21 protein-coding genes are annotated in these 20,482 nt (G+C 50.4%); 16 read left to right on the top strand and 5 right to left on the bottom strand.

Translation table 11 applies throughout. The annotated features are described in order from the left end of the window. Positions 1-259 precede the first annotated feature (259 nt). Positions 260-3,181 carry an autotransporter adhesin EhaB gene (gene ehaB, locus NMD08_RS20115; RefSeq protein WP_151218581.1) on the top strand — a complete coding sequence of 974 codons (2,922 nt, stop codon included), beginning with the start codon at positions 260-262 and terminating at the stop codon, positions 3,179-3,181. 89 nt (positions 3,182-3,270) lie between these two features. Continuing rightward, positions 3,271-3,894 (top strand): hydrogen peroxide resistance inhibitor IprA, encoded by a 624-nt coding sequence (gene iprA / locus NMD08_RS20110; RefSeq protein WP_151218582.1) that lies wholly within the window; start codon positions 3,271-3,273, stop codon positions 3,892-3,894. Between the two features lies 1 nt (position 3,895). Here iprA and ampH read toward each other — a convergent pair whose 3' ends face one another. Continuing rightward, a complete protein-coding gene (gene ampH / locus NMD08_RS20105) occupies positions 3,896-5,053 on the bottom strand; it encodes a D-alanyl-D-alanine-carboxypeptidase/endopeptidase AmpH (RefSeq protein ID WP_370618882.1) in 1,158 nt (385 codons plus the stop codon). Positions 5,054-5,436: 383 nt separating this feature from the next. Between ampH and sbmA the strand changes: the two genes are divergently transcribed. Together sbmA and NMD08_RS20095 are read left to right on the top strand one after the other, a co-directional pair. Beyond that, positions 5,437-6,657, top strand: a complete 1,221-nt coding sequence (gene sbmA / locus NMD08_RS20100; protein ID WP_187252938.1) for a peptide antibiotic transporter SbmA — start codon at positions 5,437-5,439, stop codon at positions 6,655-6,657. Positions 6,658-6,672: 15 nt separating this feature from the next. Continuing rightward, the gene (locus NMD08_RS20095) at positions 6,673-7,776 is read left to right on the top strand and encodes a DUF1615 domain-containing protein (RefSeq protein WP_151218584.1); all 1,104 of its coding nucleotides are present in this window, start codon (positions 6,673-6,675) and stop codon (positions 7,774-7,776) included. Here the strand turns inward: NMD08_RS20095 and NMD08_RS20090 are convergent. Next, entirely contained in the window at positions 7,761-8,084 is a 324-nt protein-coding gene (locus NMD08_RS20090) for a DUF2755 family protein (protein ID WP_151218585.1), read from the bottom strand. The two genes, NMD08_RS20095 and NMD08_RS20090, sit on opposite strands and share 16 nt — an antisense overlap. A 263-nt stretch (positions 8,085-8,347) precedes the next feature. Between NMD08_RS20090 and NMD08_RS20085 the strand changes: the two genes are divergently transcribed. Continuing rightward, positions 8,348-8,569, top strand: coding sequence for a DUF2754 domain-containing protein (locus NMD08_RS20085; RefSeq protein ID WP_151218586.1), 222 nt, complete (start codon positions 8,348-8,350; stop codon positions 8,567-8,569). A 21-nt stretch (positions 8,570-8,590) separates the two neighbouring features. On the opposite strand, the gene ddlA is transcribed toward NMD08_RS20085, so the two are convergent. Continuing rightward, positions 8,591-9,685: a D-alanine--D-alanine ligase gene (gene ddlA, locus NMD08_RS20080; protein WP_151224842.1), complete on the bottom strand. Its 1,095-nt coding sequence runs from the start codon at positions 9,683-9,685 to the stop codon at positions 8,591-8,593. Between the two features lie 301 nt (positions 9,686-9,986). Between ddlA and NMD08_RS20075 the strand changes: the two genes are divergently transcribed. From NMD08_RS20075 to adrA, 5 genes are all read left to right on the top strand, one after another. Beyond that, the gene (locus NMD08_RS20075; RefSeq protein ID WP_370618880.1) at positions 9,987-11,183 is read left to right on the top strand and encodes a multidrug efflux MFS transporter; all 1,197 of its coding nucleotides are present in this window, start codon (positions 9,987-9,989) and stop codon (positions 11,181-11,183) included. Between the two features lie 246 nt (positions 11,184-11,429). After that, complete coding sequence (locus tag NMD08_RS20070; RefSeq protein WP_151218589.1) at positions 11,430-11,672, top strand: sigma-S stabilization anti-adapter protein IraP; 243 nt, start codon at positions 11,430-11,432, stop codon at positions 11,670-11,672. Between the two features lie 104 nt (positions 11,673-11,776). Further along, positions 11,777-13,192: an alkaline phosphatase gene (phoA, locus tag NMD08_RS20065; RefSeq protein WP_187259354.1), complete on the top strand. Its 1,416-nt coding sequence runs from the start codon at positions 11,777-11,779 to the stop codon at positions 13,190-13,192. A 97-nt stretch (positions 13,193-13,289) separates the two neighbouring features. After that, the gene (psiF, locus tag NMD08_RS20060; protein ID WP_003830956.1) at positions 13,290-13,610 is read left to right on the top strand and encodes a phosphate starvation-inducible protein PsiF; all 321 of its coding nucleotides are present in this window, start codon (positions 13,290-13,292) and stop codon (positions 13,608-13,610) included. 91 nt (positions 13,611-13,701) lie between these two features. Beyond that, positions 13,702-14,817, top strand: a complete 1,116-nt coding sequence (adrA, locus tag NMD08_RS20055; protein ID WP_187259458.1) for a diguanylate cyclase AdrA — start codon at positions 13,702-13,704, stop codon at positions 14,815-14,817. 17 nt (positions 14,818-14,834) lie between these two features. Here adrA and proC read toward each other — a convergent pair whose 3' ends face one another. Then, positions 14,835-15,644 carry a pyrroline-5-carboxylate reductase gene (proC, locus tag NMD08_RS20050; RefSeq protein ID WP_151218591.1) on the bottom strand — a complete coding sequence of 270 codons (810 nt, stop codon included), beginning with the start codon at positions 15,642-15,644 and terminating at the stop codon, positions 14,835-14,837. A 187-nt stretch (positions 15,645-15,831) separates the two neighbouring features. Here proC and NMD08_RS20045 point away from each other — a divergent pair, with 187 nt between their 5' ends. The 5 genes from NMD08_RS20045 to ppnP all read left to right on the top strand — a co-directional run bounded on the left by NMD08_RS20045 (position 15,832) and on the right by ppnP (position 18,516). Beyond that, on the top strand, positions 15,832-16,287 hold the full coding sequence (locus NMD08_RS20045) for a YaiI/YqxD family protein (RefSeq protein WP_151218592.1): 456 nt from the start codon (positions 15,832-15,834) through the stop codon (positions 16,285-16,287). 185 nt (positions 16,288-16,472) lie between these two features. Then, positions 16,473-17,018 carry a shikimate kinase AroL gene (gene aroL, locus NMD08_RS20040; RefSeq protein WP_151218593.1) on the top strand — a complete coding sequence of 182 codons (546 nt, stop codon included), beginning with the start codon at positions 16,473-16,475 and terminating at the stop codon, positions 17,016-17,018. Between the two features lie 26 nt (positions 17,019-17,044). Next, entirely contained in the window at positions 17,045-17,236 is a 192-nt protein-coding gene (gene yaiA / locus NMD08_RS20035) for a protein YaiA (RefSeq protein WP_151218594.1), read from the top strand. 246 nt (positions 17,237-17,482) lie between these two features. Continuing rightward, a complete protein-coding gene (locus NMD08_RS20030) occupies positions 17,483-18,160 on the top strand; it encodes an AroM family protein (RefSeq protein ID WP_151218595.1) in 678 nt (225 codons plus the stop codon). A gap of 71 nt (positions 18,161-18,231) precedes the next feature. After that, positions 18,232-18,516 (top strand): pyrimidine/purine nucleoside phosphorylase, encoded by a 285-nt coding sequence (gene ppnP / locus NMD08_RS20025; RefSeq protein WP_151218596.1) that lies wholly within the window; start codon positions 18,232-18,234, stop codon positions 18,514-18,516. Positions 18,517-18,566: 50 nt separating this feature from the next. Here ppnP and rdgC read toward each other — a convergent pair whose 3' ends face one another. Further along, positions 18,567-19,478 (bottom strand): recombination-associated protein RdgC, encoded by a 912-nt coding sequence (rdgC, locus tag NMD08_RS20020; RefSeq protein ID WP_003021479.1) that lies wholly within the window; start codon positions 19,476-19,478, stop codon positions 18,567-18,569. Between the two features lie 91 nt (positions 19,479-19,569). On the opposite strand from rdgC, the gene mak reads away from it, so the two are divergent. Further along, positions 19,570-20,478, top strand: coding sequence for a fructokinase (mak, locus tag NMD08_RS20015; RefSeq protein ID WP_370618878.1), 909 nt, complete (start codon positions 19,570-19,572; stop codon positions 20,476-20,478). Positions 20,479-20,482 lie beyond the last annotated feature (4 nt).

The raw sequence follows: 20,482 nt of genomic DNA, 5'->3' as shown, positions 1-20,482 counted from the left end.
TTGTATGCATCGTAATTCATTGGTAAATAATATGTTTTGAACGACTGGTTGTCCGTAATTAATTGAAGGTAATGATTTTTTTGTTTCTTAAATAAAGAAGTTGGCATTCGTGGTGTTGTCCGTTTTCGGACAACGGGCAAAGAATAATTGAACCTTTCCTCCATGACGCCGCATAATCGTTCCTGCGAAACATAAAATGTTTTCTATGCATTGATAATTGATGGATCAACTATATTACGTCCCTGAGGAGGGATGACAAATGCACACTTGGAAAAAGAAACTTGTAGTCTCACAATTAGCATTAGCCTGCACTTTGGCAATCACTTCTCAGGCGAATGCTTCCACTGATATCTCTGGCACTACTTATACTACTTTCACGCATTATAACGACGCATCTTATACTGATGGCGTTTACTATGATGGATATGTCGGTTGGAATAATTACGACACTGATAGTATTTATAACGGTGATATTTATCCGGTAATCAATAACGCTACTGTCAACGGCGTTATTTCGACTTATTACCTGGATGATGGAGTTTATGCTGACAGCAATAACAATAGCCTGACGATTAAAAATAGTACTATTCACGGTATGGTGACATCCGAGTGTATGACCACGGATTGTACTAACCGTACGGGCACCGACTATTACTACGATCGTCTGGCGATGAACGTCATTAATTCAACTATCGATGACAACTACGAACATTATACCTACAACGGTACGTATAATGACGCCGCTGATACGCATGTTGTCGATGTTTATAATCTGGGCACGGCTATTACTCTGGATCAGGAAGTTGATCTGTCTATCTCCAATAACTCTCACGTTGCGGGTATTACGCTGACTCAGGGTTACGAGTGGGAAGATATTGACGATAATACCGTTAGTACTGGTGTAAACAGCAGCGAAGTATTTAATAATACTATTGCTGTCAGTGATTCTACTGTGACCTCAGGTTCATGGTCTGATGAAGGCACTTCTGGCTGGTTTGGTAATACCAGCAATGCAAGCGATTACAGCGGTTCTTATACTGCTGATGATGTTGCATTGGCTGTTATTGCGCATCCAGATGCCGACAACGCGATGCAGACTACTGCCACCTTTAACAATTCCACGCTGATGGGCGACGTGGTGTTCTCCAGCAACTTCGATGAGAACTTCTTCCCGAACGGCGCTGATACTTACCGTGATACTGATGCCGATCTGGATACCAATGGTTGGGACGGTACTGACCGTCTGGATCTGACCCTGAACAACGGTAGCAAGTGGGTTGGCGCAGCGATGTCCGTACATCAGGTTGATTCCGATGGTGACGGTGTTTATGACGGCTACGCTGCGGGTACTGAAGCCACCGCGACGCTGATCGATATCGCTGCCAACAGCCTGTGGCCTGATTCAACCTACGGTATTGACAGCGACACAACCTCTTATGACGAAAATGGTCACGTGGTTGGCAATGCTGTCTACCAGAGCGGTCTGTTCAACGTCACGCTGAACGGCGCTTCACAGTGGGATACCACCAAAACCTCTCTGATTGACACCCTGAGCATCAACAGTGGTTCCGTCGTGAATGTAGGCGATTCTGATCTGATTTCTGACTCTATCGCGCTGACCGGTGCTTCTGCCCTGAACATCAACGAGGATGGTCATGTTGCGACCGATACCCTGTCTATTGACAACAGTACCGTCACAATTGCGGATGATGTTGCTGCTGGCTGGGGCGTAGGTGATGCTGCGCTGTATGCAAATACTATCAACGTAACCAACAATGGTGTTCTGGATGTGGGTAACAGCACAGGTGATGCACTGCAGGTTGATACGCTGAATCTGACCAGCTACACCGACGCTTACAACCATGTTAATGCGGGTGTTTTCGACATCAACAGTACCAACTATGTGTTGAATGCCGACCTGACCAACGACCGTACTAACGACAAAACTCAGGCTAACTATGGTTACGGCGTGATCGCAATGAACTCTGATGGTCACTTGACTATCAATGGTAACGGCGATTCCGACACCTCCTACGATCAGTCTGAAGTTGATAACTATGGTGACCACGTTGCAGCTGCAACTGGTAACTATAAAGTACGTATCGATAACGCGACCGGTACTGGTTCTATTGCTGATTACAAAGGCAAAGAACTGGTTTATGTTAACGACACCAACAGCACTGCGACCTTCTCTGCAGCTAACAAAGCGGATCTGGGTGCTTACACCTATCAGGCGCAGCAGCAGGGTAACACCGTTGTTCTGCAGCAGATGGAGCTGACCGACTACGCGAACATGGCGCTGAGCATTCCGTCTGCTAACACCAATATCTGGAACCTGGAACAAGACACCGTTGGAACTCGTCTGACTAACGCTCGTCATGGTCTGGCAGATAACGGTGGTGCATGGGTAAGCTACTTCGGCGGCAGCTTCGACGCGGATAACGGCAGTATTAACTACGATCAGGATGTCAGCGGCATCATGGTCGGTGTTGATTCCAAAATCGATGGCAACAACGCTAAGTGGATTGTCGGTGCTGCGGCAGGCTTTGCGAAAGGTGATATGAGCGACCGTACTGGTCAGGTGGATCAAGACAGCCAGACGGCCTACATCTACTCTTCTGCTCGCTTTGACAACAACATCTTTGTTGACGGTAACTTAAGCTACTCCCACTTCAACAACGATCTGTCTGCTAACATGAGCAACGGTCAGTATGTTGATGGCAGCACCTCTGCTGATGCCTGGGGCTTTGGCCTGAAACTGGGTTACGACCTGAAACTGGGTGATGCCGGTTACGTGACGCCTTACGGTAGTGTATCCGGTCTGTTCCAGTCTGGTGATGACTATAAGCTGAGCAACGACATGAAAGTTGACGGTCAGTCTTATGACAGCATGCGTTATGAACTGGGTGTAGATGCAGGTTATACCTTCGCCTACAGCGAAGATCAGGCGCTGACCCCGTACTTCAAACTGGCCTATGTTTACGATGACTCTAACAACGATTCTAACGTAAACGGAGACTCTATCGACAATGGCGTAGAAGGTTCTGCGGTACGTGTGGGACTGGGTACTCAGTTCAGCTTCACCAAGAACTTCAGTGCTTACACCGATGCTAACTACCTCGGTGGCGGTGATGTTGATCAAGACTGGGCTGCAAACGTTGGTGTTAAATATACCTGGTAAGAATTTTCTCGCTGAGAAGTATAAGGTAATTTAATTCAGAATAATGCCCGTCACGGATTTGACGGGCATTTGTTGCAAGGAATGCACAAATGTTCTCGACGAATAAACCTCTTTTGGAATTTGGTAAGCTTGATAAATGTTTGTCAAAATACGGACAACATTTCAAATATGATAACGAAAAGCAAATTATATATTCCAGTGATATAAATAGTGACGATACCTTTATTATATTAAGCGGCGTAATTTCCCTGCGACGAGGAGAAAATGTGCTGGTTGGCATCGCGCAGGCTCCGTTTATTATGGGGCTTTCGGATGGCGTGATGAAAACAGATGTACCTTACAGATTAATAACCGAAAGTAATTGTACGGGATATCATCTTCCGGCTTCACAAACGATTAATATAATTGAACAATGCCAGGTTTGGCGCGAAGCCTTCTGCTGGTTAGCGTGGCAAAACTGCATGCTTGAAATGCGCGACTTACAGTTAATTGGCAATAACTCCTACGATCAGATCCGCGCGACGCTGATATCCATGACGAAATGGGACGACGAACTGCGTTCGCGTGTCGGTGTCATGAACTATATTCACCAACGCACGCGAATTTCACGCTCAGTTGTTGCTGAAGTTCTCGCGGCTTTGCGTAAAGGTGGTTACATTGAAATGAATAAAGGCAAACTGGTGAACATTAACCGTTTGCCTTTTGAGTATTAAGTCAGGATGCGGGAATAACCTGCGGTTTGTTTCCGCTCAACTCTGCAACCAGATCGTTGATACCGTCGCTCATATTGGTAAAGCGGGTCAGCGGAGAACGTGTTACCACGACAAACGCCCCAACGTTTTGCTGCGGATTCATCGCCATATAGGTGATGAATCCGCCGCCGCCGCCGGTTTTTTGAATAATTCCCGGTCGGCCATTTTTCGGTGCCATATAGACCCAGCCCAAACCAAGTGCATCGGCCTTGCCCGGAACATCCATCCCTATCACTTTGGTCAACTGTGTACGCTGATAAATCAGCGTCTGCATCCGATCGGCCTGTTGGCTACGATGATAAAAATCAGATGAGAGATACTGCTGCATCCAGCGCATCATATCGCCGGGTGTTGAATAGACGCCGCCGCTGCCCATCGCCGCCAGCGTGTTGTTGCAAGGGCTGGCTCCTTTTTCCGCGACCATCAGGCGTCGACATTGATCGGGGGACGGCGTAAAGGTGGTGTCTTTCATCCCCAGCGGACGGGTGATTTTTTCTTCAAACAGCTGCGGATAAGGCTTACCTGAGGCGGTTCCCAGCGCATCGGCCAGTAGATCAAACGCCAGGTTGGAATAAGAAGCCTGCGAGCCCGGTGCGGCTTTTAGCGTGGCGGTTGAGAGATAGCTCCAGCGCTGTTCGCGGGTTGGCCAGACAAACACGGGGCGCTTTGCTGCGCCGCCTGGCTGTTCGCGCGGCAGCGCACTGGTATGCGTCGCCAAATTCACCAGTCTAATCGGTGTGCCCTGATAAGTCGGCACGCGTGCGCCAGGTGGTGCATATTTACTCAACGGATCGTTGAGTTTAACTGTGCCCTGATCGAGTAATTTTACCAGCATTTCGCTGGTCATTAATTTGGTGATGGAGGCAATACGAATTACGGAATCCAGTTGCGGATGGACGTTGTTACCGGGACGCGTTTCGCCAAAGCTGCGAAATACGCGCTGATTGCCATCAATCACCACGAGTGCCATCCCTGTAGCACCACTGCCGTAAAATATATGGTCGGCATAACGATCGACGATATCAGAGGCGAAGACCGGATCGGTTATAGGCTGTGCCGCCTGGACAGATGTCAATGACGCCGCACACAGCGCGGCAGAAAAAAGCAGACTACGTTTCAACGGTGGTGTCCATGAGTTAGAGAAAGTGAAAAAGGATGTCGTGCGTATGCGTATTTATACTACTCATCAGCGTATTGCAAAGCGCTTATCAGCCAATGATAGTGTGAAAAACGTAACGATGAGTAAACGCGAGCGTTTTCGGGATTATGCATATTCGCTTTTGTGATCTCACGCTGTGATAATCAGCACAGATTGGAACGTTGTCGAGTGTGAAAACCACAGAAACAATTCTTCATAACTGGGGGGCGAACTAAGTGCCCCGGTTTTGGTCACAATGTGGGTTTCAGCTTGTGTTTTTGGGCGTAAGCCATCTGGCCACGTACTTTCAGAGTGGCAAATGCACAGCAGTCGTCATAACGATAAGAAGTTAGCAGGAGAGCACTATGTTTAAGTCTTTTTTCCCAAAGCCGGGAGCGTTCTTTATTTCGGCATTTATTTGGGCACTGGTCGCTGTTGTATTCTGGCAAGCAGGTGGGGGAGCCTGGGTTGCACGCTTTACCGGCGCGTCGGGAGATGTACCGATTAGCGCGGCTCGATTCTGGTCGTTGGATTACCTGATTTTTTATGCGTATTACATTCTTTGCGTTGGGGTGTTCGCGCTGTTTTGGTTTATCTACAGCCCGCACCGCTGGCAGTACTGGTCGATACTCGGCACATCGCTGATTATTTTCGTGACCTGGTTTCTGGTTGAAGTTGGCGTCGCCGTCAACGCCTGGTATGCGCCATTCTATGATCTGATTCAAACCGCACTCAGCGCGCCGCACAAGGTGAAGATTGAGCAATTCTATCATGAAGTGGGCATCTTTCTCGGCATTGCACTGATTGCCGTAATTATTGGCGTGATGAACAACTTTTTTGTCAGTCACTATGTCTTCCGCTGGCGGACCGCAATGAATGAACACTATATGGCGCACTGGCAGCATCTGCGTCATATCGAAGGCGCTGCGCAGCGTGTGCAGGAAGACACTATGCGTTTTGCCTCCACGCTGGAAAATATGGGAGTCAGCTTTATCAACGCGATTATGACGCTGATCGCCTTTTTGCCCGTGCTGGTCACACTCTCTGCCCATGTTCCTGACCTGCCAATTATTGGGCATGTGCCTTATGGCCTGGTGATTGCCGCGATTGTCTGGTCCCTGATGGGAACTGGCTTACTGGCGGTAGTCGGGATTAAACTTCCTGGGCTGGAGTTTAAAAACCAGCGCGTGGAGGCGGCCTACCGTAAAGAACTGGTATACGGTGAAGATGACGCCAATCGTGCGACACCGCCAACGGTGCGTGAACTGTTTCACGCGGTACGCCAGAACTACTTCCGCCTCTATTTTCACTATATGTACTTCAATATCGCCCGTATTCTGTACCTGCAGGTTGATAACGTTTTCGGTTTGTTCCTGCTGTTTCCGTCGATTGTTGCCGGTACGATTACGCTTGGTTTGATGACGCAAATTACAAACGTGTTTGGTCAGGTGCGCGGCTCGTTCCAGTATTTGATTAACTCCTGGACAACGTTAGTTGAACTGATGTCTATATATAAGCGTCTGCGCAGCTTTGAACGTGAGCTTGATGATCAGGATATTCAGGAAGTTACCCATACCCTTGGTTAATAATGAGGAGATGTTATGTCGACGGTTTCCCGTCTTTACCCCTTGTCCGGTTTGGCCGCTCTGGTGCTGGTGGGATGTAGTAGCCAACCTGCGCAGCCGTTAAAAAAGGGGGAGAAAGCCGTCGATGTGGCGAGCGTGGTGCGCCAGAAAATGCCCGCCAGCGTGAAAGACAGGGACGCGTGGGCACAGGACCTGGCGAAGACGTTTGAAAGCCAGAAGCTGGCGCCGACGGTTGAAAATATCTGTTCGGTGCTGGCGGTGGCTCAGCAGGAGTCTAACTATCAGGCGGACCCTGCTGTTCCAGGACTGAATAAAATCGCCTGGAAAGAGATCGACCGCCGAGCCGAGCGGATGCACATTCCGCTGTTTGTGGTGCATACCGCGCTGAAGATTAACTCGCCAACGGGGAAAAGCTACAGCGAGCGTCTGGATTCGGTGAAGACGGAAAAACAGCTGAGTGCCATCTTTGATGATTTTATTAATATGGTACCGATGGGGCAGACGCTGTTTGGTTCGCTTAATCCGGTGCATACCGGCGGTCCGATGCAGGTCAGTATCGCCTTTGCCGAGCAACATGCTGGCGGTTATCCGTGGAAAATGGCGGGAACCGTGCGTCAGGAAGTGTTCAGCCGTCGCGGCGGGCTGTGGTTTGGTACATATCATCTGCTTAACTACCCGGCGAATTACAGTGCGCCCATCTTCCGCTTCGCCGATTTTAATGCCGGGTGGTATGCCAGCCGCAATGCGGCTTTCCAGAATGCGGTCAGTAAAGCCAGCGGGGTGAAGCTGGCGATGGATGGGGATTTGATTCTCTACGGTAGCAGCGAACCGGGTAAAACCGAGCTGGCAGTGCGTAAACTGGCCGGGAAACTGGATATGAGCGAGAGTGAGATCCGCCGTCAATTGCAAAAAGGTGACAGCCTGGCGTTTGAAGAGACTGCGTTGTACGAGAAGGTCTATAAGCTGGCGGAAGCGAAGACCGGGAAAGCGCTCCCCCGTGAAATGCTGCCAGGCATTCAACTGGAAAGCCCGAAGATCACGCGAAATCTGACTACCGCGTGGTTTGCGAAACGCGTGGACGATCGTCGGGCGAGATGTATGGGTCAGTCGTCGTTATGATGACGACGGCGCCAGTGCACGAATGCCGCGATAGCACCCAGAATCAGGCTTCCGGTGATGAAAGGGACCAGCCCAAAAAGGGTACCGACACCCAAACCGATTTCAACTCGCGGTCGCCCTGTCTCTTGCATTTGTAACTGCATTAGTTGTTCATAGATGCCGGGAGCGTGGGCCAACAGATTTAAAATCTGCGCGCCCGCCCAAAAGCAAAACAGCACAAATACGGCATACGCAATGTTGCCGGGCAGGGAGGAGGTGTCCCGATGCTTGCCCTTAAAAAGGGATTTTGAGAGCGTAAAATCAGCCATAAAGACCTCCGGAAATAACCTGCTTTTTTGACGTAATGCCTGGAACTCACCGTGAGTCTGACAGGTGATCGGCAATGTCAATATCAGAATGATGGTAATTTCAGGTAGAGATTATTCCTGGATTTCGGTTTTTTGCTTTCCGTCACAATTGAGTAACCTTAAGTGAAATTAAGTTACATTTCAGAATTTCCGTACAGGCCACAGACGTCCATGAGGAAATGTGCGAGGATGCGCTTCCATGTTGTATTTCTACCGGAGCTGTTATGAACCTGCCTGTAAAAATCCGCCGAGACTGGCACTACTATGCCTTCGCAATCGGGCTTATCTTTATTCTGAACGGCGTGGTGGGCTTGCTCGGTTTTGAAGCGCAGGGGTGGCAAACCTATGCGGTGGGGCTGGTTACCTGGGTGATTAGCTTTTGGCTGGCCGGATTAATTATTCGTCGCCGGGTGGAAGATGAAGATGAAACAAAGGATGCCCAATAGAGATCAGGCATCCTGACGGGTTTACATACTGGTTTTCAGCGCGCTATCTGCCGCATGGCGTTCCAGCGCCAGCTCGATCAGGCGAGTGATCAAATCGGTATAGCCTAAACCGCTCGCCTGCCACAGTTTTGGATACATGCTGATGTTGGTAAAGCCCGGCAGTGTGTTGATCTCGTTGATCACAACCTCGTTCTCTGCGGTTAAGAAAACGTCCACGCGGGCCATGCCGGCACAGCCCAACGTCTGATAAGCCTGAATTGCAATGTTTCGGATCTTATCGTTAATTTCCGGTGCGATTGCTGCCGGAACAACCACTTTGGCACCGTTGTCGTCAATATATTTGGTGTCGTAAGCGTAAAAATCACTGTTCAGCACGATCTCGCCACAGGTACTGGCCTGCGGATGATCGTTACCCAGCACCGCGCATTCGATCTCGCGGCCTTTGATCCCTTGTTCGACGACGACTTTATGATCGAATTCAAATGCGAGTCCGACGGCCTGGTCGTATTGTGCTTCGCTGGTCACTTTACTGACGCCAACGGACGATCCCTGGTTGGCCGGTTTTACAAACAGCGGCAGACCCAGGCGAGACTCAACCTCGGCAAAGCTGATGCTGTTGCGATTGGCGCGAGTCAGCGTAATAAACGGGGCGATGTTTAATCCGGCATCGCGCAGCAGACGTTTGGTCACGTCTTTATCCATACAGGCCGCAGAACCTAATACATCAGATCCGACGAATGGTAGATTCGCCACGCGCAGCATCCCCTGCAAAGAGCCATCTTCACCCAGCGTGCCGTGTACAATTGGGAAAATAACATCGACCGTAGGCAGCGGCTTACCGTTTTGCGCATCGATCAACTGATGTTCTTGTTTACCCGGTACCTGAGCAAGGCTGGTCGCGGAGGGACGCAGCGCAATATGCGCCGGATCGTTTGAATTGAGCAGATAATTACTGGCATCGCTAACGTGCCATTGCCCTTGTTTATCAATACCTAACAGCACAACGTCAAAGCGAGTCTTGTCGATGGCATCGACGATATTTTTTGCCGATTGCAATGACACTTCATGTTCCGCTGATTTACCACCAAATACGATTCCTACCCGCAACTTTGCCATCTTAAAAACCCATTCCATGAATGCAAAGCACATACATTACCACGACAAAACGTAGGTTTCCTCGGCTTCTGGCAGATTGTTTTAGTGGATAACCGGGGAAGTGATAGGCGTAAACGCGCAGATCGACCGTGAAGCATAATTCCCTGTTTAAATTATGGGTTTGGTGTGAGGTGTATCACAAATATGATGAGCGGGGAGATAAAATCCTAAACTGTGATTTATCGCACCTGTGAACCCTTATTTGGCTAAGTAATTTGTTAAGCTGCTCGCAGTTTTCAGCTATTTATCGTTATGAGTCCTTATGGAATCCTGGAGAGTTAACCTTATTTCCGTGTGGTTCGGTTGCTTTTTTACCGGACTGGCGATTAGCCAAATCCTGCCTTTTTTACCGCTCTATATCTCCCAACTGGGAGTGACCTCGCATGAAGCGCTCTCAATGTGGTCCGGCTTAACGTTCAGCGTCACCTTCCTGATTTCAGCCATTGTCTCTCCGATGTGGGGCAGTTTAGCGGACCGTAAAGGACGTAAGCTGATGTTGCTGCGTGCTTCTCTGGGGATGGCGATTGCGATTTTACTGCAGGCCTTTGCCACCAACGTCTGGCAGCTTTTTCTTCTGCGTGGGGTGATGGGGTTAACTTCTGGCTATATTCCCAATGCGATGGCGCTGGTGGCCTCACAGGTACCGCGCGAACGCAGCGGATGGGCACTGAGTACACTTTCGACGGCGCAAATTAGCGGCGTCATTGGCGGGCCGCTGATGGGGGGCTTTATTGCCGATCATGTTGGTTTACGGGCAGTATTCTGTATTACAGCAGCCTTGCTGGTGGTGAGTTTCCTGGTCACGCTGTTCTTAATCAAAGAGGGCGTGCGCCCGACTATCAAAAAAAGCGAACGTCTGAGCGGTAAGGCCGTCTTTGCCTCACTGCCTTACCCGGCGCTGGTGATTAGCCTGTTTTTTACTACTATGGTTATCCAACTGTGTAACGGCTCAATTGGACCGATTCTGGCGCTGTTTATTAAATCGATGGTGCCAGACAGTTCGAATATTGCCTTTCTCAGCGGGTTGATTGCTTCGGTGCCGGGCGTCTCGGCCCTGATTTCAGCGCCCCTGCTAGGTAAGTTAGGCGACCGTATTGGGACCGAACGGATTTTAATGGCGACGTTAATCTTCGCGGTAGTGTTGTTTTTCGCCATGTCATGGGTCACCACGCCATTGCAGTTGGGAATCTTACGTTTTCTGCTCGGATTTGCCGACGGCGCAATGTTGCCCGCAGTGCAGACACTGCTGGTGAAATACTCCAGCGACCAAATAACCGGGCGAATTTTTGGTTATAACCAGTCATTTATGTACCTCGGTAACGTGGCCGGGCCATTAATGGGAGCAACGGTATCAGCAATGGCGGGCTTTCGCTGGGTGTTTATTGCCACGGCGAGCATTGTGCTTATCAATATCTGGCAACTGGCTATCGCGCTGCGACGTCGACGTAGCGTACGCTGAAGTTCTGATTAACAACGCTGCTCGTCAGCGTTGTTAATCCATAATTGTGCATTATATATCTATGTTATTATTAATTCCCATACCCTTTTATATGCAATGATTCTACTTTACTACGCCCCTCCTTATTTTGTGTTGTGATTGTTTTCGCAAAATGTTTTATTTTTTATAAAAATACAACTTTCATCCTCTAGGCAGTGGTGAGTCTTAATGATAACGTGGCTCATATTTGGTTAAGGGAATACGCAAATGAAAAATCTCATCACTGAGTTGTTACTTAAGCTCGCCCAAAAAGAAGAAGAGTCGCAAGAGCTGGCGACGCAGGTTGAAACGCTCGAGCAGGTAATCATCGAAATGCTGCGTAATATGACGTGGAACGATCGGCAAATTTTTATTCGCCAGATAGAGGATGCTGTGGCTGGGGTAGGCCGTATGCCTGCATTTCTGACCAGCATTCATAACGCAGGCGAGAGTGTGCCAAAAGCGTTTTGAGTCATCTGTGGCGCGTCGTCCACGAATTATCATAAAAGTGTCACATCAAATACTTATAGTCGCTTTGTTTTAATTTTACTGTATTTATACATGGAGAAAATAAAGTGAAACAAAGCGCACTCGCTATTGCCCTGTTACCTTTGCTGTTTACCCCGGTTATTTATGCAGAATCATCTGCTATGCCGGTTCTGGATAATCGTGCCGCTCAGGGTGATATCACCACACCGGGCGGTGCCCGCCGATTGGCTGCCGATCAAACGGCAGCTTTGCGCGATTCTCTGAACGATAAACCTGCCAAAAATATTATTCTATTGATTGGTGATGGGATGGGTGACTCAGAAATAACGGCAGCACGAAATTATGCCGAAGGCGCAGGCGGCTTTTTTAAAGGTATTGATGCTTTACCGTTGACCGGACAATACACGCATTATGCGCTGGATAAAAAAACGGGCAAACCCGATTATGTGACGGATTCTGCGGCATCCGCCACGGCGTGGACCACCGGTGTGAAAACCTATAATGGTGCTCTGGGCGTGGATATCCACGAAAAAGATCACACCACAATTCTTGAAATGGCAAAAGCAGCGGGGCTGGCGACGGGCAACGTTTCTACCGCTGAATTGCAGGATGCGACTCCGGCAGCGCTGGTTGCTCATGTGACCTCGCGTAAGTGCTATGGCCCTGACGTGACCCGTGAAAAATGTCCAACTAATGCGCTGGAAAAAGGCGGCAAAGGGTCAATCACCGAACAATTACTCAATGCCAGGGCTGACGTTACGTTGGGTGGCGGGGCAAAAACGTTTGCGGAAACCGCAGCGGCAGGCGAATGGCAGGGTAAAACGTTGCGTGAACAAGCCCAGGCCCGCGGTTATCAACTGGTGAGTGATGCGGCTACGCTGGCGGCGATTACTGAAGCTAATCAGGATAAACCGCTGCTGGGTCTGTTCTCTGACGGCAATATGCCGGTACGCTGGGAAGGACCGAAGGCATCTTATCATGGCAATCTGGATAAACCGGTTGTGACCTGTGCGCCAAATCCAAAGCGTAATGACAGTGTGCCGACGCTGGCGCAGATGACGGATAAAGCGATTGAACTGTTAAGCAAAAATGAGAAAGGTTTCTTCCTGCAAGTGGAAGGGGCGTCAATTGATAAACAGGACCACGCCGCCAACCCATGCGGACAGATTGGCGAAACGGTCGATCTGGACGAAGCGGTACAGCGCGCGCTTGCCTTTGCGAAGAAAGATGGCAACACCCTGGTAGTGGTAACCGCAGACCACGCGCATGCCAGCCAGATTGTCGCACCGGATACCAAAGCACCAGGCCTGACTCAGGCACTGAACACCAAAGATGGCGCGGTGATGGTTATTAGCTACGGTAACTCTGAAGAGGAATCTCAGGAGCACACTGGTAGCCAACTGCGAATTGCAGCCTACGGCCCGCATGCGGCGAATGTGGTTGGTTTGACCGACCAGACCGACCTGTTCTACACCATGAAAGCGGCGTTAGGACTGAAATAACCCGACGCCCGGCGGCAATACTTTTGCCGTCGGGTGGTATTTTTATCGTTAGCAGCCAAACTTACCTGTGTGTCGTCGTTCAGAAAAGGATGGTGCTATGAAAATTACATTATTAATGACGTTGCTTTTTGGTCTTATTTTTTTAACTACCGTCGGTGCTGCCGAGAAGACATTAACCCCGCAACAACAACGTATGACCACCTGCAATCAGCAGGCAACGGCGCAGACCTTAAAAGGGGATGCGCGTAAGACATATATGAGTGATTGCCTGAAAAACAGTAAATCTGCGCCTGAGGAAAAGAGCCTGACGCCGCAGCAGCAGAAAATGCGTGAATGCAACGTCAAGGCGACGGAGCAGTCCCTGAAAGGTGATGATCGTAATAAATTTATGAGCGCTTGCCTGAAAAAATCTGCGTAGCACTTACGGGTGAGCAGGTAAAATCGCTCACCCGAAATATCATACTTCCGCCGCCAGACCCCTTCCTATAATTTGGGAAATTTGTTTCAGAATATTCCCAAATACGATGAATGATGAAAACTTTTATCAAAAGAAGGTCGTCCCGAATGACGCGTTTTTATCGCTTCATCAGAATGACCACCAGCGCTCCGGTCTGCGATTCGCCCGACGGATCAGGCTGCCGCGAGCGGTGGGATTGGGGGGAATGTTTTTATCTATCGCGTCGGTACTCGTTACTCAGCCCATTACCGGTGGCTGGTGGCTGTTACTGGTGGGATGGGCGTTTGTCTGGCCGCATCTGGCCTGGCAGCTGGCAAGCAAAGCTGACGATCCTCTGCATAGTGAATTTACCAACTTAAAAGCTGATGCCATTCTTGCCGGTATGTGGATAGGAATTATGGGAGTGAATCTGTTGCCATCCACGGCGCTGCTGATGATTACCTGCATCAACCTGATGGGTGCAGGGGGGATGCGAATATTCATTGCAGGCGCTGTTTTGATGGTGGTTTCATGCCTGGTGACGTTACAGTTAACCGATATCTCCGTCGCGTTTAGCAGTACTCAACTTAGCGTGCTATTGACGCTGCCGGTGCTGGTGATCTATCCGCTGATTTTTGCCTGGGTAAGTTATCAAACGGTCATCAAACTGGCGGAGCATAAGCGCCGCTTACAGGTGATGAGTACGCGAGATGGCATGACCGGAGTGTATAACCGTCGTCATTGGGAGCTGTTACTGCGTAATGAATTTGATAATTGTCGCCGCTACCAGCGTGACGCCACGTTACTGATTATCGATATTGACCATTTCAAAAGCATTAATGATACCTGGGGTCATGACGTTGGGGACCAGGCGATTGTCGCGCTGACCCGCCAGTTGCAAATGACCTTACGCGGTAGCGATGTGATAGGGCGCTTTGGTGGTGATGAATTTGCAGTGATTATGTGTGGTACGCCGGCAACCAGCGCGATAGCAGCGATGTCTCGTGTGCACGAACGACTTAGCCACTTGCGTTTATCCTGCGCGCCACAGGTTGCCCTGCGTATTAGCGTGGGCGTTGCGCCGCTGACCTCAGAAACCGAGCATTATCGGGAATGGTTAAAGTCGGCGGATATGGCTCTTTACAAAGCAAAGAATTCCGGACGTAACCGCACTGAAGCGGCGGCCTGACGTCCGGAGGTGTTGACTCAGGAGCGGCTGAGTTTTTCAGACTGTTCCATGCACTTAATCATCGCTTCGATCACTGCTGAACGGAAACCGCGTTCTTCAAGGACGCGTACCGCTTCAATGGTGGTTCCACCAGGCGAGCACACCATATCTTTCAGCTCTCCGGGATGTTTACCCGTTTCCAGCACCATCTTCGCCGAACCCATTACCGCTTGTGCCGCGAATTTATAAGCCTGTGCGCGAGGCATGCCGCCTTGTACGGCGGCGTCCGCCATTGCTTCGATAAACATAAAGACATAGGCCGGTGCTGAACCGCTGACGCCAACAACCGGGTGAATCATTGCCTCCGCAATGACTTCTGCTTCGCCAAAGCAGCGGAAGATATTCAGCACGTCGGCCGTATCTTCCGGCGTGACTAAAGCGTTCGGTGTGACGGAGGTCATTCCCGCGTTCACCAGAGACGGCGTGTTTGGCATCGCGCGAATGATTTTACGGTCATGGCCCAGCGCACGGGCGAGTTGATCGAGGGTGACGCCTGCGGCAATTGAGACGACCAGAGAGTCTTTGTTCAGGCTGGAGGTAATTTCGCTCAGCACCTTAATCATGATGCCTGGTTTTACGGCCCCAAATACGATATCGGCGATTTGTGCGACTTCTTGTGCAGACTGCGCCGCATTAATACCGTACTGGTCGTGCAACGCAGCGACTTTATCGGGGGAGGGAGTATAGACCCAGATTTGGCCGGGGAGAACCTGGCCGCTGGCGATCATGCCGCCAAGTATCGCTTTGCCCATATTACCGCAGCCGATAAAACCAATTTTCTTGTCCATTTGTCACTCCCTATGGATGATATTCATTGTTTTATACCCTAATTACTTCAAGTAACTTGAATTATTTAAGGTAAACCGGGGAAAGCTAAGTCTAGCGCGGAAAGAATATGTGCAGAAGGATAAACAGCACTTTGCCTGAAAGTAAAAGCACGCGACAATGTGCGATTGCACATCAGTGGGAGAGGTTATGACAATATGGGTGGATGCCGATGCGTGTCCGAATGTGATCAAAGACATTTTGTACCGCGCTTCAGAGCGCATGCAAATGCCGCTTATTTTGGTAGCGAACCAAAGCCTGCGCGTCCCTGCTTCGCGTCTTATCCGTACACTACGCGTTCCCCCCGGATTTGACGTGGCGGATAACGAGATTGTGCGCCAGTGTAGCGCCGGTGATTTAGTGATCACGGCGGATATCCCGTTGGCGGCAGAAGTGATTGAAAAAGGTGCGGCGGCGCTTAATCCACGCGGCGAACGTTATACCGTAGCCACGATCCGTGAGCGTCTGATGATGCGTGATTTTATGGATACGCTACGCGCCAGCGGTATTCAGACCGGGGGACCAGACAGCCTTTCCCCTCGTGACAGGCAGCATTTTGCGGCTGAACTTGATAAGTGGTGGCTGGAAGTACAGCGGAGAAAATAAAATGTGTAATTTATTATTTACACTACATTCGTTGTGAATTCTTGTTATAGTGGGTTTTAATAGGTATCGCCACTCTATCTGTAATTTAATCTTTACGAATTGGTGATGTACTAGTTTGATGATATGATTAGATCTTTAACCGCATCAGATCCCGCTCGTTTGCGGTTCTCTGGGGAATTTCTGTGATGACGCAACCTCTATTTCTTGTTGGCCCCCGGGGGTGTGGTAAGACAACTACCGGTATGGCGCTGGCGAAGGCTATCGATTTCCAGTTTGTCGATACCGATCGCTGGTTGCAATCGCACGTGCAGATGACCGTGGCGGAGATCGTTGAAAGAGAAGGATGGGAAGGGTTTCGTGCCCAGGAGACGACCGCGCTGCAGGCCGTCACAGCCCCGGCAACGGTTATTGCGACCGGCGGCGGCATTATTCTTACCGAATTTAATCGTCACTACATGCGCAGCCACGGCGTGGTTATCTATTTAAGCGCATCGGTATCGGTACTGGTCGATCGTCTGGAGGCCACGCCTGAAGAGGGCTTGCGTCCAACCTTAACCGGTAAACCTCTGACTGAGGAAGTGCAGGAGGTTCTCGCCCAGCGCGATGTTTTGTATCGTGAGGTAGCGCACTATATCGTTGATGCCACCAATGAACCTGCGCAGGTGGTGGAAGACATTCTTGGGATACTGGCGCAGGCAGCACCACGGTTACAGGGCGGTGTCTATACTTAGTGTTCATCCAGTGAAAAGGAAGAACTATGCCGACAAAACCACCTTACCCACGTCAAGCGACCATTGTTACGGTTGAAAAAGGGACGCCAGGCCAGACGGTAACCTGGTATCAACTTCGAGCCGATCACCCTAAACCGAATTCGTTGATCAGTGAGCACCCTTCTGCGCAGGAAGCCATGGATGCCAAAAAGCGCTACGAAGACCCCAATAAAACCTGATATAAGCACCGCCCGGGCACGTGTCTTAAAAGTGCCAGTACGGGCGTGCATCACATTTTTTTAAATTTCGCCGTGTACAGTCAAAATTGAAAATTAAACAATAACAATCCAGTACTGGAATGATTTGGAATCTTTACACAATACACCGCCGATCTACTGCTACGCTTTTGAGCATTTATAGTGCAGGTCAGCGCCCGGCAATTGTCCGGGATTTCACAGCAAAGTAAGAAGACGGTGGAGCAACAAATGAGTACGTCGTTGGCTATCCTCACGATTGGCGTGGTGCCAATGTGTGAGGTGTTACCGCTCCTGACGGAATATATCGATGAACAGCACATTACTCACCACAGCCTGCTGGGGCAGATGCGGCGAGAAGATGTGATGGCTGAATACGGGGTTTCGCCCGGTGACGAGCTATTATTAACGTTGCTCAGTGACCATCAACTTGCACATGTCTCACGTCAGAAGGTGGAGCGCTCCCTGCAAAGCATTGTAGAGGTGCTGGATAACCAGGGCTTTGACGTTATCCTGCTGATGAGTACCGCCTCAATCGCTCGTCTGACCGCACGCAATAGCATTTTGCTGGAGCCGTTACGGATTATCCCGCCACTGGTGGCCTCGATTGTCGATGGGCATCAGGTCGGGGTGATTGTCCCCGTCACCGAATTACTCAAAGCCCAGACGCAAAAATGGCAGGTGCTACAAACGCCGCCAGTGTATGCCGTGGCAAATCCGATCGACGGTAGCGAAGAACAATTGATTGATGCGGGGAAAGAACTGCTGGAGCAAGGTGCGGATGTGATCATGCTGGATTGCCTTGGGTTTAATCAACGCCACCGTGATCTACTGCAAAAATCGCTGGATGTCCCGGTACTTCTGTCCAATGTGCTAATTGCCCGACTGGCTTCGGAATTGTTGACGTAATTTTGCGTGACAGGTGGAACGTCAGCCCCCTATATTGGTTGTTAACTTAATCACGAGACAGGGCCAGTTGTATGCTTCAAAGTAATGAATACTTTTCCGGCAAAGTAAAATCGATCGGTTTTACCAGCAGCAGTACTGGCCGCGCCAGTGTTGGCGTAATGGCTGAAGGTGAATATACCTTTGGTACTGCGGCGCCTGAAGAGATGACGGTCGTCAGTGGCGCACTGAACGTGTTGCTGCCAGGGGAAACAGAGTGGAAGGTGTATGCCACAGGGGACGTGTTTAACGTACCGGGCAACAGCGAGTTTCATCTGCAGGTGGCAGAGCCAACGTCCTATCTTTGCCGCTATCTGTAAGCGTAAAAATAACGAATGGCGACACTGAGCCGCCATTCGGTAAATACGGCTTAGCGCTGTGCTTCGCCGCCTAATCCTTCCACCAGACTTTTAATCAGAGCAGCCAGTTCACCCGTCATCAGGATGAAATCGGCGTCAAAACGCTGAGCATAATCTTCGCGGTCGATATCTTCGTTCTGATCGCGCAGCTCGTCGCTAAACTTCAGACGCTTAATGGAGCCGTCATCACACATAACGAACTGAATGCGCTGCTGCCAGTCGAGGGCCAGTTTGGTGACCAGTTTGCCTGCTTCGATATGCACGGCGATTTCGTCGCAGACCAGATCCTGTTTTTTCGCGCGGATCACGCCGCCGTCTTCAAGGATCGCTTTCAGTTCGGCTTCGTCCAGCAACTGGAATCCTTGTGCCGTTGTGCCGGAGCGAACCCATTCAGTCAGCGTCAGCTCAATAGGGTTTTCCATCGTCAGCGGAACGACCGGCAGCGAACCGAGGCTCTTACGCAGTAGCGCCAGCGTATCTTCCGCTTTCTTCGCGCTCGCACAGTCGACCATGATCAGATCGTTGACGGTGTCGATCCACATCATTGTCTGGCTGAAGCGGCTAAAGGCGCGCGGCAGCAATGAGTGCAGAACTTCATCTTTCAGCGAGTCTTTTTCAGTCTTCTTGAGTTTGCGACCTTGCTCAGCTTCCAGTTTGAATATTTTGGCTTCCAGCGCCTGTTTGATAACCGGCGACGGCAGAATTTTTTCTTCTTTGCGGGCGCAGATAATAATTTGGCCATTGGCGGTATGCGTTAATGCATCACTGTGCGATCCCATCGGCGGAACCCAGCCCATTTTTGCCATATCCTGGCTACCGCAAGGGGTGAACGTCATTGATGCCAGCTGTTTTTCCATCTCTTCGGCACGCAAAGAAACATCGCGGCTAAGACGGTAAACCATTAAATTTTTGAACCACAGCATGATAATTTCCACGGCCTTGTCGTTAAATCCAGCGGGCATGATAGCGAATTGTCGCTATGCTTGCATTGTTAATCGGGAAGAGGAGCAAACAGTGCGTATAGGTATCGATTTGGGCGGTACAAAAACGGAAGTTATCGCGCTTGGCGATGCGGGCGAACAGCTTTTTCGCCATCGCCTGCCTACGCCGCGTGATGATTATCGGCAAACGATAGAAACCATCGCCGCGCTGGTGGAGATGGCGGAAAAAGCCACCGGGCAGACGGGAAGCGTAGGGATGGGCATTCCTGGTTCAATATCGCCCTACACCGGAGTGGTGAAGAATGCCAACTCGATCTGGCTTAACGGGCAGCCTTTTGACAAAGACTTAAGTGCGCGTCTGAACCGCGAAGTGCGGCTGGCAAATGATGCCAACTGCCTGGCGGTTTCTGAAGCGGTGGATGGCGCAGCGGCAGGGGCGCAAACCGTGTTTGCGGTGATTATTGGCACCGGATGTGGTGCAGGCGTGGCGCTGAACGGCCGGGCGCACACGGGCGGCAACGGTACTGCGGGCGAGTGGGGACATAACCCACTGCCGTGGATGGAAGAAGATGAGCTGCGTTATCGGCAGGAAGTACCTTGTTATTGCGGCAAGCAAGGCTGCATTGAAACCTTCATCTCCGGGACCGGTTTTGCCACCGATTACCAGCGTCTGAGCGGTAATCCGCTCAAGGGCAGTGAAATTATCAACCTTGTTAATGTGCGGGATGCGCTGGCAGAGCAGGCGCTGAGTCGTTATGAGCTTCGCCTGGCGAAATCATTGGCGCATGTAGTGAATATTCTTGATCCAGACGTCATTGTGCTGGGCGGCGGAATGAGTAATGTCGACAGGTTGTATCAAACCGTTCCGACGTTGATGAAGCAATTTGTTTTTGGCGGCGAGTGTGAAACGCCTGTACGCAAGGCGTTGCACGGTGACTCCAGCGGTGTACGCGGCGCAGCCTGGCTGTGGCCGCATATATAAACGG

It is taken from the genome of Citrobacter meridianamericanus (genome assembly GCF_041320245.1).
Lineage (GTDB): Bacteria > Pseudomonadota > Gammaproteobacteria > Enterobacterales > Enterobacteriaceae > Citrobacter > Citrobacter meridianamericanus.
This window is presented reverse-complemented; position numbering and strand designations above follow the sequence as displayed.